Annotated in this window: 12 protein-coding genes; 10 read left to right on the forward strand and 2 right to left on the reverse strand. The window is 57.5% G+C overall.

Going from position 1 to position 15,224, the window contains the following annotated elements:
• The 4 genes from IV01_RS26920 to ggt all read left to right on the forward strand — a co-directional run.
• On the forward strand, positions 1 to 197 hold a 197-nt coding region (locus IV01_RS26920), incomplete at its 5' end, for a hypothetical protein (RefSeq protein WP_229636068.1).
• A complete protein-coding gene (locus IV01_RS24360; RefSeq protein ID WP_032624825.1) occupies positions 194 to 1,090 on the forward strand; it encodes a LysR family transcriptional regulator in 897 nt (298 codons plus the stop codon). The genes IV01_RS26920 and IV01_RS24360, both read left to right, overlap by 4 nt.
• A gap of 275 nt (positions 1,091 to 1,365) precedes the next feature.
• Positions 1,366 to 2,259 carry an NAD-dependent epimerase/dehydratase family protein gene (locus IV01_RS24355; RefSeq protein ID WP_032624827.1) on the forward strand — a complete coding sequence of 298 codons (894 nt, stop codon included), beginning with the start codon at positions 1,366 to 1,368 and terminating at the stop codon, positions 2,257 to 2,259.
• 115 nt (positions 2,260 to 2,374) lie between these two features.
• Entirely contained in the window at positions 2,375 to 4,042 is a 1,668-nt protein-coding gene (gene ggt, locus IV01_RS24350; protein WP_032624829.1) for a gamma-glutamyltransferase, read from the forward strand.
• Between the two features lie 156 nt (positions 4,043 to 4,198).
• Here ggt and IV01_RS24345 read toward each other — a convergent pair whose 3' ends face one another.
• Positions 4,199 to 5,782, reverse strand: a complete 1,584-nt coding sequence (locus IV01_RS24345; protein WP_032624831.1) for a peptide chain release factor 3 — start codon at positions 5,780 to 5,782, stop codon at positions 4,199 to 4,201.
• 344 nt (positions 5,783 to 6,126) lie between these two features.
• On the opposite strand from IV01_RS24345, the gene IV01_RS24340 reads away from it, so the two are divergent.
• The 6 genes from IV01_RS24340 (at position 6,127) to IV01_RS24315 (ending at position 14,119) form a co-directional block, all read left to right on the forward strand.
• The gene (locus IV01_RS24340; protein WP_032624832.1) at positions 6,127 to 6,840 is read left to right on the forward strand and encodes an ABC transporter permease; all 714 of its coding nucleotides are present in this window, start codon (positions 6,127 to 6,129) and stop codon (positions 6,838 to 6,840) included.
• A gap of 14 nt (positions 6,841 to 6,854) precedes the next feature.
• Positions 6,855 to 7,748, forward strand: coding sequence for a glycine betaine ABC transporter substrate-binding protein (locus IV01_RS24335; protein WP_032624834.1), 894 nt, complete (start codon positions 6,855 to 6,857; stop codon positions 7,746 to 7,748).
• A gap of 13 nt (positions 7,749 to 7,761) precedes the next feature.
• The gene (locus tag IV01_RS24330) at positions 7,762 to 8,415 is read left to right on the forward strand and encodes an ABC transporter permease (RefSeq protein WP_032624836.1); all 654 of its coding nucleotides are present in this window, start codon (positions 7,762 to 7,764) and stop codon (positions 8,413 to 8,415) included.
• Positions 8,412 to 9,578, forward strand: a complete 1,167-nt coding sequence (locus tag IV01_RS24325; RefSeq protein WP_032624839.1) for a betaine/proline/choline family ABC transporter ATP-binding protein — start codon at positions 8,412 to 8,414, stop codon at positions 9,576 to 9,578. Before IV01_RS24330 ends, IV01_RS24325 begins: the two co-directional genes overlap by 4 nt.
• Before the next feature lie 417 nt (positions 9,579 to 9,995).
• A complete protein-coding gene (locus IV01_RS24320; protein WP_032624841.1) occupies positions 9,996 to 12,377 on the forward strand; it encodes a TonB-dependent siderophore receptor in 2,382 nt (793 codons plus the stop codon).
• 578 nt (positions 12,378 to 12,955) lie between these two features.
• Positions 12,956 to 14,119 carry a type III PLP-dependent enzyme gene (locus IV01_RS24315; RefSeq protein WP_032624842.1) on the forward strand — a complete coding sequence of 388 codons (1,164 nt, stop codon included), beginning with the start codon at positions 12,956 to 12,958 and terminating at the stop codon, positions 14,117 to 14,119.
• Between the two features lie 206 nt (positions 14,120 to 14,325).
• Here the strand turns inward: IV01_RS24315 and IV01_RS24310 are convergent, their stop codons facing one another.
• Positions 14,326 to 15,171 carry a hypothetical protein gene (locus IV01_RS24310; protein ID WP_032624844.1) on the reverse strand — a complete coding sequence of 282 codons (846 nt, stop codon included), beginning with the start codon at positions 15,169 to 15,171 and terminating at the stop codon, positions 14,326 to 14,328.
• Positions 15,172 to 15,224 lie beyond the last annotated feature (53 nt).

The following is a 15,224-nucleotide window of genomic DNA, read 5'->3' on the forward strand; positions in this document are numbered from 1 at the left end:
AAGATGGCATTTCAGACGATAAATATCGGATGGATGTACTGGCCTCTTCCCGGCTAAAGCCGGTCCCACGTCATCGCGCCAATATTGAGACCAAGCACCGCTCCCACAGAGATCGAATTCCTCCAGACCATGTGTTGATCTTTCCTGCTCAAAATAGCGCTAATATCCAGCCTGTTTTGAGCGGAGAGCAAAGATGAAAGCCCGATCCGATGAGTTGCAGGTGTTTGTCTCGGTGATCGAGAGCGGTTCGATTTCTGCGGCGGCCGAGCAGGTCGGTCAGACGCCGTCGGCCATCAGCCGGACGCTCTCGCGCCTGGAAGCCAAGCTGGAAACCACGCTGATCAACCGCACCACGCGGCGCATGGATCTGACGGAAGAGGGTAAATATTTCCTTGAGCGAGCTCGGCAGATTCTGGCGCAAATGGAGGATCTGGAAGAGCATTTGTCGCTGCGACACCAGACCCCGGCCGGACGTCTGCGCATCAATGCGGCGTTCCCCTTCATGCTGCACTCGGTGGTGCCCTACGTGGCCGAGTTTCGTCAGCGTTATCCCGACATTCAGCTGGAGCTCAACAGCAACGATGTGATCATCGATCTGCTGGAGCAAAGTACCGACATCGCCATCCGCATTGGGGCACTGGCCGACTCGACTTTGCATGCTCGTTACCTGGGCAGTAGCCCGCTGAATATTCTGGCAAGTTCGGCCTACCTCGAACGCCACGGCACCCCCAAGACCGTGGCGGCCCTGACCGAGCATGTGCTGCTGGGCTTCACCCAGACCGAAACCCTCAACCACTGGCCGCTGCGTCACGCCGACGGTGATCGTCTGCTGATCCAGCCAGCCATTGCCGCCTCCAGTGGCGAGACCCTGCGTCAACTGGCGCTGGCGGGGGAGGGCATTGTCTGCCTGTCGCATTTCATGACCCATGAAGACATCCGCCTGGGCCACCTGCAAGTCATCCTGAGCGCCGCGAGCAGCCAGCAGCGCCAACCGATCCACGCGGTGTACTACCGCAACTCGCAACTGGCGCTGCGGATTCAATGCTTTCTGGATTTCATTCAGGAAAAGATGAAGGGGTATGTGGTTTAACGATTAGCTGATTGTTTGCGCAACACCTCGTGGGAGCGAATTCATTCGCGAAGAGGCCGGTATATTCGGCGTATCCTTATCGGTCTTAACATTGCATTCGCGAATAAATTCGCTCCCACAGGTCGGAGACCTGCCTGTGTCATCAAGGAATTCGGTAATTTAGTTGCGCTTTGATTCGTGCGCACAGCGCAAAAGCGATTTAACCAAACCTGCCTTTTTCCGCATCAATCCCGCGCCGATACTGAACCCATCATCTATCGACAGTGGGAGTCACCATGAACGTATTCATCACAGGTTCCGCAGGTTTCATCGGTGGCTCCATCGCCACCGGTCTCGTCCAGCGCGGCCATCAGGTCACCGGCCTGGTGCGCAGTGCCGAGCAGGCTGATGAAATGCTCGCCCTCGGTATCACTCCGGTCGTCGGCACTCTGGACGACAGTGCGCTATTGACCGAACACGCCGCCAAAGCCGACGCTGTGATCAACGCCGCGAGCAGTGATCATCGCGGCGCGGTCGAGGCATTGATTGCGGGCCTGAAGGGGTCGAACAAAGTCTTCCTGCATACCAGCGGCTCGAGCATTGTTGGCGATGCATCCGGCGGCAAGGCCAGCGACATCATCTATTACGAAGGTCAGCTGCCTGAGCCAACGCCCGATAAAGCCGCGCGGGTGGCCATCGACAATCTGGTGCTGGATGCCGCCAAAGAGGGTGTCAATTCGGCAGTCATCTGCAACACCCTGATTTACGGTCACAGCCTGGGTGTTAAGCGCGACAGCGTGCAGTTGCCGCGTCTGCTCAAGCAGGCCCGCAAAAGTGACGTCGTGCGCCATGTCGGGCCGGGCCTGAACATCTGGTCCAACGTGCATATCGAAGATGTCGTCGAGCTATACGCCCTGGCGCTGGAAAAGAATCAGCCGGGCACCTTCTACTTTGTTGAAAGTGGTGAAGCTTCGTTTGTCGCCATGAGCACCGCCATCGCCAAGGCATTGAAGCTGGCAGTGACCCAAAGCTGGCCGCTCAAGGATGCCGAGGCTGAATGGGGTTATGAAATGGCCAATTACGGTCTGGGCTCCAATAGCCGGGTGCGCGGCAAGAACGCCCGTGAGTTGCTGGGCTGGGTGCCAAAGCGCACCTCGGTGGTTGATTGGATTCTTGACGAGATGGTCTGAGCCCTGAGCGACTATTGATTGTCAGAAAACGGCCACCTTCGGGTGGTCGTTTGCGTTTGTGCCCGTCCTGGTCATTACTGATTGCGGTCTGTTCTGCAAACAATAAGGAAGCCTCATGCGCCTGATCATCTTCAAGACCCTGGCCCTGTCAGCGGCAATCATCAGTTCTTCTGCCGCGTTTGCCGTGACGCTGGAAGGCGGTGCGGTCGCCTCGCCGGACGAGTACGGCGCCAAGGTGGCGGCGGATATTCTTCGTAAAGGCGGCAACGCGGTGGACGCCGCGGTCGCCACCGCCTTCACCCTGGCGGTGACTTATCCCGAAGCCGGGAATATCGGCGGCGGAGGGTTCATGACGCTGTTCATGGATGGCAAACCGTATTTTCTCGATTACCGCGAGACCGCGCCCAAGGCCGCGAGCCGCAACATGTATCTGGACGAAAAGGGTGAGGTCATCGAGAACATGAGCCTGGTGGGTGCCCGGGCGGCTGGCGTACCCGGGACAGTGATGGGGCTGTGGGATGCCCACGAAAAATTCGGCAAATTACCCTGGGCCGAATTGCTGACCCCGGCCATCGTCTACGCGCGCAACGGCTTCAAAGTGGCCGAGAAACAATACATGTATCGCCAGGAAGCCCTGGAACTCTTCAAGGGAACGACTAACTTCAACGATTATTTCGGCAGCATGAAAGTGGGTGAAGTCCTTCGTCAGCCCGAGCTGGCGAAAACCCTTGAACGCATTGCCGACAAGGGCGCCAAAGAGTTTTACGAGGGCCAGACCGCTGATCTGCTGGTCAAGCAGATGGAGCAAGACAAAGGCCTGATCACCAAACAGGATCTGGCCGAGTACAAAGCCATCTGGCGCAAACCTCTGCATGTGAACTGGCGCGGTAACACCTTGTACACCGCGCCGCTGCCCAGCTCCGGCGGCGTGGCGCTGGCGCAGTTGATCGGCATCAAGGAGCTGCGCGCCGATGACTTCAAAGGTGTCGAGCTCAACTCATCACGTTATATCCACTTGTTGGCGGAAATCGAAAAAAGGGTGTTTGCCGATCGGGCCGATTATCTTGGCGATCCGCAATTTACCAAGGCCCCGGTCACTGAGTTGACTGACGCCAGCTATCTCGCCACGCGCGCCAACGAGATCAACCCGACGGCCATCTCACCGACCGAGAACATCAAGCCAGGCCTTGAGCCGCACCAGACGACGCACTTCTCCATCGTCGACAAGCAGGGCAATGCGGTCAGCAACACTTACACCCTGAACTGGGATTACGGCAGCGGTGTGGTGGTCAAGGGCGCAGGCTTCTTGCTCAACGATGAAATGGACGACTTCAGCTCCAAGCCTGGCGTGGCCAATGCCTTTGGCGTGGTGGGGGGCAGCGCCAATGCCATCGAGCCGGGCAAGCGCATGCTGTCTTCCATGAGTCCCAGCCTGGTGACCCGTGACGGGCAAGTGACGCTGGTGCTGGGCACACCGGGTGGTTCGCGGATTTTTACCTCGATCTTCCAGGTGCTTAACAACATCTATGACTACAACCTGCCACTTAAAGAGGCGGTTGGCGCCCAGCGCGTGCATCACCAATTGCTGCCCAAGGACACTATTTACTACGACGCTTACGCGCCACTGACCGGCAAGCCTGCCGAAGAGTTGAAGGCAATGGGCTACAAGCTGGAAGACCAGGGTTGGGAGATGGGCAATGTGCAGGCGATCAAGGTCGACGGCACGAAGCTGGAGACGGCGTCCGACCCAAGGGGCAGGGGAGTGGGGATGGTGGTGAAGTAGTCAGGTGTCTGCCCGCAAGCGGATGTGACGACGTGGGACCGGCTTTAGCCGGGAAGAGGCCAGTACATCCAATACATATTGATGACTGAAATGCCGCCTTCCCGGCTAAAGCCGGTCCCACGTCTTCACCACCCTGGGGAGCAGTGCTATCAGCTATTAATGATGCTCACGGGTCGCGCGGAATTTCACGTCGGCCCAGCGCTCTTCCATCAAGGCCAGATTGACCCGCGTCGGAGCGAGGTAGGTCAGGTGACCGCCGCCGTCCATTGCCAGGTTTTCCACGGCTTTGACTTCAAACTCTTCGAGCTTCTTCTTGTCCGCGCAATCGATCCAGCGGGCTGAATAAACGGTGATCGGCTCGTAGGCACATTCGACTTTGTATTCTTCTTTCAGGCGGCTGGCGACCACATCGAACTGCAGCACACCGACGGCGCCGAGGATGATGTCGTTGCTGCGCAGTGGGAAGAACACCTGAGTGGCGCCTTCTTCGGCCAGTTGCTGCAAGCCCTGACGCAATTGCTTGGACTTGAGCGGATCCTTCAGACGCACGCGACGGAACAGTTCCGGAGCGAAGTGCGGGATACCGGTGAAGCCGAGGTTCTCGCCTTCGGTAAAGGTATCGCCGATCTGGATCGTGCCGTGGTTGTGCAGACCAATGATGTCGCCTGCATAGGCCTCTTCGAGCATTTCACGCTCGGAAGAGAAGAACGTCAGGGCGTCGCCGATCCGCACATCCTTGCCCAGACGCACATGGCGCATTTTCATGCCCTTGTCGTAACGGCCGGAACAGATGCGCATGAAGGCAATACGGTCGCGGTGTTTCGGGTCCATGTTCGCCTGGATCTTGAACACGAAGCCGGTGAATTTTTCTTCGATGGGTTCAACGGTGCGCTCGTTGGCAACTCGGGCCAACGGCTTCGGCGCCCAGTTCACCACGGCGTCGAGTACGTGATCGACACCGAAGTTACCCAGTGCCGTGCCGAAGAACACAGGAGTCAGCTGACCGTTGATGAACTCTTCCTGGTTGAATTCATGGCAAGCGCCCTGAACCAGTTCCAGCTGATCAACAAACCGGTCGTACTCGTCGCCCAGGTGAGCGCGGGCTTCATCCGAATCCAGCTTCTCGATGATCCGCACGTCGGTGCGCTCATGGCCGTGGCCGGCGGTGTAAACAATGATGTAGTCATCGGCCAGGTGGTAGACACCCTTGAAGTCTCGGTAGCAACCAATCGGCCAGGTGATCGGCGCAGCCTTGATCTTCAGGACCGCTTCGATCTCGTCCAGCAACTCGATAGGGTCGCGAATATCGCGGTCGAGTTTGTTGATGAAGCTGACGATCGGTGTGTCACGCAGACGGCAGACGTCCATCAGCGCGATGGTCCGTGGCTCAACCCCTTTACCGCCATCGAGCACCATCAGCGCCGAGTCGACGGCGGTCAGAGTGCGATAGGTATCTTCGGAGAAGTCTTCGTGGCCCGGGGTGTCGAGCAGGTTGATCATGTGATCGCGATACGGGAACTGCATGACCGAGGTAGTGATGGAGATGCCGCGTTGCTTCTCCATTTCCATCCAGTCGGATGTCGCATGGCGATCGGATTTACGAGATTTCACCGTGCCAGCGACGGAGATGGCCTTGCCCATCAACAGCAGTTTTTCCGTGATGGTGGTTTTACCCGCATCCGGGTGGGAAATAATGGCGAAAGTGCGGCGTTTCGCGACTTCGGCGGCCTGTTGGGTCATGGGAAATCGCCTGGCAGGTGAGTCAAAAAAGGGCGCAGATTATAGCCTAAGTCGAGGCAATAACCGTACCGTTCAGTAGATGCGCAATGGCCAATTAGCATCTTTTATGGGAACCTTTCAGATCGTGGAGACGTCCATTCCCCCGTCAAGGCCAGTAAAACGGCCAACGTCAGGGGCTGAATCATCAGCATGTTGGCTTGACGAAGCTGCGCTAATGGCTTGTGTTTTCGCCGAGGGCAACCTCAACGGCGACCCACCCGCTGCTCTTCGCGAACGTTATTCCTGATCACCTGCAAGGGTCGGTCACGGCAACGCGTTCGCCGACTGAAATAAGGAGTCCGCCTGTGGCTAATCGCTATGGCAAGGGGCTGATTGGAGGTGCGGTTGTTATCGCACTCCTGGCCCTGCTGATCCACTGGATCGGCATAAGTACCATCAAACAATACCAGGATGACCTGCTGTTCTATCTGCAAGCTCACCTGATTCTGGTTCTGGTTTCAATGTTGGCGGCCCTGGTGGTCGGGATCCCGGCGGGCATTGCCCTTAGCCGACCAAGCATGGTTGGCCGCGCCGAACGCTTCATGCAGATCTTCAACATTGGCAACACCGTTCCACCTCTCGCCGTTTTGGCCATTGCCCTCGGGATTCTCGGGATCGGCAGCGGGCCAGCCATCTTCGCTCTGTTCCTTGCCTCGCTGTTGCCTATCGTGCGCAACACCTACGAAGGCCTGAAAAACGTTCAAGGTTCCCTCAAGGAAGCAGCCACCGGCATCGGCATGACTCCGCGTCAGGTCCTGTGGCGGGTCGAATTACCCAACGCCGTGCCGATCATCGTCGGCGGTGTGCGGGTCGCACTGGCGATCAACGTCGGTACCGCGCCTTTGGCCTTTCTCATCGGCGCCAACAGCCTCGGCAGCCTGATTTTCCCTGGCATCGCCCTGAACAATCAGCCGCAACTCGTGCTTGGCGCGGTATGTACCGCACTGCTGGCATTGCTGCTCGATGGTCTGGTGACACTCGCCAGTCGTACCTGGCTGGAACGCGGCCTGACTCGCTGAGCGAAGGAAATCCAATGAAAAGATTATGCTTGTTTCTAGGCTTTGCCGTGCTGTTCCCGGTATTTGCCCAAGCGGCCGATAAGCCGCTGTTACGGATTGGTGCCCGGGTGTTTACCGAGCAAACCATCCTTGCTGAAATCACCGCGCAATACTTGCGTACCAAGAACTACGACGTGCAAATCACCGGCGGTCTGGGCAGCAACCTGGCCCGTAGCGCACAGGAAAGCGGTCAGCTCGACATGTTGTGGGAATACACCGGCGTTTCGCTCGTGTCGTACAACCACATCGATGAAAAACTCGACAGCGAACAAACCTACGCTCGTGTGAAAGAAGTCGACGCGAAGAAAGGCCTGGTCTGGCTTTCTCCATCGAAATTCAACAACACCTACGCATTGGCACTGCCGAAGAAAGTGGCGGACAAATATCCGCAGGTCAACACCATGACCGACCTGACCAAAGTCCTCAAAGACGAAGCCAAAGAGGGTCATGTCGTAGCGCTGGACACCGAGTTCGCCAACCGTTCTGACGGTCTGGTCGGCATGGTCAAGCATTACGACATGAATCTCGATCGTGAGAACACCCGGCAGATGGACGCCGGCCTGGTCTACACCGCGCTGCGCAATGGTCAGGTTTTTGCCGGGCTGGTCTACACCACCGACGGTCGCCTGAACGCCTTCAAGCTCAAAGTGCTGGAAGACGACAAGCATTACTTCCCGGACTACACCGCTGCTCCGGTGATCCGCAAGGAGTATCTGGACAAGCATCCGGACATCGCCACGTTGCTCAAGCCGCTGGCTGATCTGCTGGATAGCCAGACCATGATCGATCTTAACGCTCGCATCGACGTGGATCATGAAAGCCCGTCCACCGTTGCCGCAGATTTCCTGCGCCAGCATCCACTCAATTAAGGAAGGAGACGACATGAGTTTTTTTAGCGTTTTCTCCCAGCTGGACTGGAATCAGGTTATTCACCTGACCTTGCAGCACATCACCCTGGTTGGCATCGCAGTAACACTGGCGATCCTGGTCGGCGTCCCGTTGGGCGTACTGATGACCCGCTTCCCGGCACTCGCCGGTCCACTGCAGGCCAGCGCCACCGTGCTGCTGACCGTGCCGTCGATTGCCCTGTTCGGTCTGCTGCTGCCGTTCTACTCCAAGTTCGGCCAGGGTCTGGGCCCGATGCCCGCGATCACAGCAGTGTTTCTCTACTCGCTGCTGCCGATCATGCGTAACACCTATCTTGCGCTGACCGGCGTCGAGCCCGGCATTCGCGAAGCCGCCAAAGGCATCGGCATGACCTTCGGCCAGCGCCTGCGCATGGTTGAACTGCCTATCGCGGTCCCGGTGATCCTCGCTGGCGTGCGTACTGCCGTGGTGATGAACATCGGCGTCATGACCATCGCTGCCACCATCGGCGCGGGCGGTCTGGGTGTACTTATTCTTGCTTCAATCAGCCGCAGCGATATGTCGATGCTGATCGTCGGCGCGGTACTGGTCAGTATTCTGGCCATCATCGCTGACCTTCTCTTGCAATGGCTGCAACGTGCGCTGACTCCAAAAGGATTACTGAAATGATCGAACTACAGAACCTCTCGAAAACTTTCCAAAGCAACGGCAAAGAAGTGAAGGCTGTCGATTCGGTCAGCCTCACCGTCAACGAAGGCGAGATCTGCGTCTTCCTCGGCCCGTCGGGTTGCGGCAAGTCCACTACGCTGAAAATGATCAACCGCCTGATCATGCCGACCTCCGGCAAAGTGCTGATCAACGGCGAAGACACCACCGGCCTGGACGAAGTGACCCTGCGTCGCAACATCGGCTACGTGATTCAGCAGATCGGCCTGTTTCCGAACATGACCATCGAAGAAAACATCGTGGTCGTGCCCAAATTGCTGGGCTGGGACGCCAAACGCTGCCACGACCGTGCTCGCGAGCTGATGAGCATGATCAAGCTGGAACCCAAGCAGTATCTGCATCGCTACCCGCGTGAACTGTCCGGTGGTCAGCAGCAGCGAATCGGCGTGATCCGTGCGCTGGCCGCTGATGCGCCTTTGCTGCTGATGGACGAACCCTTCGGTGCGGTCGACCCGATCAACCGCGAGATGATCCAGAACGAATTCTTCGAGATGCAGCGCGCGCTGAACAAGACCGTGATCATGGTCAGCCACGACATCGACGAAGCCATCAAGCTGGGCGACAAAATCGCGATCTTCCGTGCAGGCAAACTGCTGCAGATCGACCACCCGGACACCTTGCTGGCCCATCCGGCAGACGAGTTCGTGTCGAGCTTCGTCGGTCAGGACAGCACCCTCAAGCGCCTGCTGTTGGTGAAAGCCGAAGACGCCGCCGACAACGCCCCGTCGGTCAGCCCGGAAACGCCAGTCGCCGATGCGCTGGAAGTGATGGACGAAAACGACCGTCGCTACATCGTCGTTACTGATGGCGAAAACAAAGCCATGGGTTACGTGCGTCGTCGCGACTTGCATCGCCAGACCGGTGATTGCCTGCAGTTCCTGCGTCCCTTCAACGCGACTGCGGCCTACGACGAACACTTGCGCATCCTGCTGTCGCGCATGTACGAGTTCAACCGCTCGTGGCTGCCAGTGTTGGATGCCGAGAACGTATTCCTGGGTGAAGTGACGCAGGAATCCATCGCCGAGTACCTGAGCTCGGGCCGTTCCCGTGGTGGCAAGACGAGTATTGTTTCGCCGGCTGACATTGTGGCTGAAGCACAGGCCTGATCGAAAGCAAGCCCCGCGCTGCAATGGTGCGGGGCTTTCGGCATGCATCAAACTTTGCAGGAGCTACCGAAGGTTGCGAGTGGCAGTTTTCTGTGGGAGCGGTGCTTGCCCGCGATGAACGATAACGCCGTTTGCCTGATGGATCGCGTCGCCTGTATCGCAGGCAAGCACCGCTCTCACAGGACTGATCTCACCACTCCCGAACGGGAGGCGCAGTTTTCCTTCACGACCCATAAATCCACCTCTTGTTCGGCGCATCGCAAACTTTCTTAGCAACTGAGAACCATTAGTATTTACATGTCGATTCCCAACCACTAGCATGCGCACCACATGCGTACATGTCTGGTAGAGGGTTCTTCGGCATTTTCAGACCAGTCCTACAGGTGCGCCTCTCATCTCTATTTCTGGAATCTGACGATGTCCCGTCCTGCTCTAAATGCGCTGACGATTGCCCTTACGCTTGGCTTTTCCGCCTCGATTCTGGCCGCTCCTGTTCGCGTTGATCTGCCTGCTCAGCCGTTGGGTAAGTCCCTGGCGCAGTTCGGTCAGATCAGCGGCCTGAAGGTCATGTTCGATCCGCAAGCCGTAGCGGGCAAACAGGCTCCGACCGTTCGCGGCGATATGGAACCTGCGCAGGCCTTGCAGCGTCTGCTGGCAGGCAGCGGTCTGACCGCCAGTGTGGAAGGTAATGCCGCTCGCGTTGCTGCTCCGGCTCAAGCTGGTTCGATTGCTCTGGACGGCATCAACATCAATGCCGAGACCAGCATTGCAGGCTCATCGACCACCGAAGGCACCAACTCCTACACCACCGGCTCGATGAATACAGCGACCAAGCTGCCGTTGTCGATCCGTGAGACGCCGCAGTCGGTCAGCGTCTTGACCCGTCAACGCATGGATGACCAGGGCATGAACGACGTCAACGACGCGGTCAAATACGCCCCAGGCGTGACCCTGCGCAAGTTTGGGGGCGACCGTCAGCAGTTCCTCGCCCGTGGTTTCACCATCGATAACCTGATGTACGACGGCCTGCCAACCAGCCTGGGCACCTTCACCCAAGACACCTTGGCGGAGGCCGATCTGGCCATGTACGACCGCGTGGAAGTGGTGCGCGGCGCAACCGGCCTGATGACTGGCGCTGGCAGCCCGTCTGCGACGCTGAACCTGGTGCGCAAGCGTCCGACGGCAACCCCGCAGGTGAGCATCACCACCAGCGCCGGCAGTTGGGACCGTTATCGCACCGAAGTGGACGCTTCGAACAAACTCAACGATTCCGGCACTGTGCGAGGTCGCGTCGTCGCGGCTTATCAGGATGACCACAGCTTCCAGGATGAGCGGGAGAAACAGCGTCAGACCTTTTACGGCATTCTCGAAACCGATCTGAACGATTCAACCACCTGGACCATCGGTGCGTCCAAGCAGCGCGATGATGCAACCTCGGACTGGGGCGCATTGCCAGCCGGGCCCAACGGCGAAAACCTGCACCTGTCGCGCTCGACCTTCCTGAGCAATGACTGGGCTTACTGGAATCGCGATAACGTCAGCGTCTTCACGGACGTGACACACCGCTTCAACAACGGCTGGAATGCCAAGCTTTCCGCCGCCAAGATCTGGGCTGAATCCAACACCTTCTCCAGCTACCTGGGCGCTGATGCCTCGGGCACTGGCTTCGCACAATCTTCGGGTCAATACGACACCACGGATGTGCAGACCAACCTTGACGGCTCGTTGTCCGGCCCGTTCCAGTTGTTTGGTCGCGAACATGAACTGTCCGTGGGTGTGAGCCGTCGTCAGGAGAAATTCGACCAGAACGGTGGTTACTGGCTGGCTGCAACACCGATTGATATCTACAACTTCAACCCGGGCGTGATCGCCAAGCCGGACCGTGCTGACCGCCAGCCGTACTCGAGCAAGAACACGGCGACTGAGCAGTCGGCTTACGCGGTGGCGCGTTTCAACCCGATTGATCCGCTGCACGTTATCCTCGGCAGCCGCGTCAGTTGGTATGACTACGACAACCGCAGCGGCGATGGCGACTATAAGGTGACTCAGGAAGTCACGCCGTACGCCGGTGTCATCTACGACCTGAACGACACCTACTCGGTTTACGCCAGCTACACCGAAATCTTCAAGCCTCAGACCGAACAAGACGTTTCCGGCTCCGTGCTGGACCCGATGACCGGTGAAAGCTACGAGATCGGCCTGAAGGGCGAGTATTTCGACGGCGCGCTGAACGCTTCGGTTGCACTGTTCGACATGACCCAGGAAAACCGTGCCTATGCGATTACTCCTGTGCCGGCCATCTGCAGCGCCCAGAATCGTGCGTGTAATGCGGCCTCCGGTGAAGTGCGCAGCCAGGGTATCGACACGGAAATCAGCGGTGCGTTGACGCCGAACTGGCAGTTCTCGGCGGCTTATACCTACGTGCTGAGCCAGTACGTCAAAGATGCCGACGAGCGTAACGAAGGCCGTCTATTCGCCCCTAACCAGCCGAAACACCTGTTCAAGGCTGCCACCAGCTACAACCTGACCGGCGACCTGAGCAAGTGGCGTGTGGGCGGCGACGTCCTGGCCCAGAGTGAAACCTTTACCCGCGTCACCACCACTGGCTACGCGAAGCAGAATGAGTACGCCGTGGTTGGTCTGATGGCAGGCTACAAGTTCGACGAGCACTGGGATGGCCGCGTCAACTTCAATAACGTGTTCGACACCAAATACTGGCAGGGCATCCCGACAGGCACCGGCACTGGCGTCTACGGCGACCCGCGTAACCTGATGTTCTCGTTGAAGTGGACGTTGTGATCGGTAGTGTGATCTGACTCCTCCGTTGGAGCCGGGCTTGCCCGCGAAGAACGATAACGCGGTCTTCCTGTAGTACCCCGGCGTTCGGTTCGCGGGCAAGTCGGATCGCCGCCCGCTCGTTCCAACGGTACTACCAAGAGCCAAAACACCCTGCCAAGTGCAGGGTGTTTTGCATCTGGGATAAACAGCCGGTCCGTCGCGAAATAAGCAGTCTGAGGAACATCAGGCTGTCATACAGGTCGGTTACTACAGTGGTTAAAAGGGGCACAGGGTGCCGTCCCGGCAGAAACGTCCGCAAATGCGACATTTTTTGTTGATTCCGAGGCCCCCAGGTCCTAAAGTTCGCGCCGAACGTCCAAGCTGGAAACGATCCATCCGGCTCAAGTACTGACGACGAGACAGCAAGGCCATAGGGAGCGTGCTTACCACGCCCCATATGGTCTTTTTGCTTTCGGCGATTGGCCTTGGGAAGTAGGCGAACCAAAGTGGGGATACACACGGAGGACGTTCATAGGGGAGTGCCAGCGCACGCCCTCGCACCCATTGATTAAATGCAGTTTGCCAGTAGGAGTCCCAGCATGCCGATTCAAGTCGAAGACTATTTCCAGCGCGACACCTTCAACAAAATGAAGGCGTTTGCCGATACGCAAGAAACCCCATTCGTGGTCATCGACACCGCGATGATCAGCAAGGCCTACGACGACCTGCGCGCAGGCTTCGAATTTGCCAAGGTTTACTACGCTGTCAAAGCCAACCCGGCCGTTGAAATCATCGACCTGCTCAAGGATAAAGGTTCGAGTTTCGACATCGCGTCGATCTACGAGCTGGACAAGGTCATGGACCGTGGCGTCAGCCCCGACCGCATCAGCTATGGCAACACCATCAAGAAATCCAAGGACATCCGCTACTTCTACGAGAAGGGCGTGCGTCTGTTCTCCACCGACTCCGAAGCCGACCTGCGCAACATCGCCAAGGCTGCACCGGGCTCGAAAGTTTATGTGCGTATCCTGACCGAAGGCTCGACCACGGCTGACTGGCCTTTGTCGCGTAAATTCGGCTGCCAGACCGACATGGCCATGGATCTGCTGATTCTCGCCCGTGACCTGGGCCTGGTGCCTTACGGCATCTCGTTCCACGTCGGTTCGCAACAGCGCGACATCAGCGTCTGGGACGCGGCGATTGCCAAAGTCAAAGTGATCTTCGAGCGCCTGAAAGAAGAAGACGGCATCGTCCTTAAGCTGATCAACATGGGCGGCGGCTTCCCGGCCAACTACATCACCCGCACCAACAGCCTGGAAACCTACGCTGAAGAAATCATCCGCTACCTGAAAGAAGACTTCGGCGACGATCTGCCGGAAATCATTCTGGAGCCAGGTCGTTCGTTGATCGCCAACGCCGGTATTCTGGTCAGCGAAGTGGTGCTCGTGTCGCGCAAGTCCCGTACCGCTGTAGAGCGTTGGGTGTACACGGATGTGGGCAAGTTCTCCGGCCTGATCGAAACCATGGACGAAGCTATCAAGTTCCCGATCTGGACCGAGAAGAAAGGCGAGATGGAAGAAGTGGTCATCGCCGGCCCAACCTGCGACAGCGCCGACATCATGTACGAAAACTACAAGTACGGCCTGCCGTTGAACCTGGCAATCGGTGATCGCCTGTACTGGTTGTCCACCGGTGCGTACACCACCAGTTACAGCGCCGTAGAATTCAACGGCTTCCCGCCGCTGAAATCGTTCTACGTTTAAGCGTTAGTGCTGCATAAAAAACCCGCGGGTGATCGCGGGTTTTTTTGTGGCTGGCTGATTCTGCAGGGGGGCATCTATTGTTCTCACAGGTCAGGTACAGCGCGCGCCTGTAAGAGTTGTCGGAGTTTACGACGACGAATGCGGAGTGTCTGATAAACCGCTGTTCGCAGCCTTAGGCAGCTCCTACAGATCCTTTGTGTTGATATTTACAACATTTCCCACACGCGCTTTGCCAGGCTCTCCGATTCGTTGGTTCGGGCACTCATCAAACCGGTGGAGAGTGCCAGGATCGCTACACTGCTCCGGTCATTGATACCGTCCAGCTCAGCCTTGGCGTATCGAAGCAATTCAGCCATCCGTGAACAGTAGGTGCCCATATTGCTGGCCGCCTGCAGGCCATATAAATATTGTTTTTCTGACCAGCGAAGCTTGCTCCTTGCCGTTGCCAGTTCATCGAGGACAGTGGCAGAGAGCTGCTGATTGTTACGGCGATGTTTGGCTTCATGCTCGACGATTCTTAGGTTCATAAAGTCGATGAACCTGGGAATGACCTCATGAACACTGAGTCGAATCAGTTCCATTTCTGTCGCTTTGACGCTAAACAAACCTTCGAAGTCCTGGAGCTTTTGGCTAACCAACGCCACGACTTCGGACGTCTTGGTGGACGGACTGATACCCAGTTTGCCGGTCAAATTGAAGGGCTCCAGGTGCAGCGCCAGTGTGTCGATAGAGTCTCGGGTACCAGGTCTGCCTTTCAACTCCTTGTAGGTTTCCAGCTGGCTGACGAACCTGTTTGTTTCCCTGATGAACAGCGCAAAGTCCTGATGCAGTTGGCGCATGGGTTTGACCATGTCGGGCCATCTGGACATGTCCTGTCTGGCGCGTTCAGTGGTCGGGGTTAGGGCGGGTTCTCGGTATTTGCCAACTTCATGCGCAGGAACCAGCCCCAGATCCATCTTGAACAGCTCGATCCGCTGGGGTAATTGCTCAAGGTAATAACGATGGTTGGACAGACCGACGCTGTCCGCGTGTTCGATAAGATAAATAGTCATGTTGACGTGCGCTTTTTGGGCTTGGAAATACACTGTGTGAAGTGCGAGGGTGC

The sequence above is a fragment of the Pseudomonas syringae genome (assembly GCF_000737245.1).
Lineage (GTDB): Bacteria > Pseudomonadota > Gammaproteobacteria > Pseudomonadales > Pseudomonadaceae > Aquipseudomonas > Aquipseudomonas syringae_J.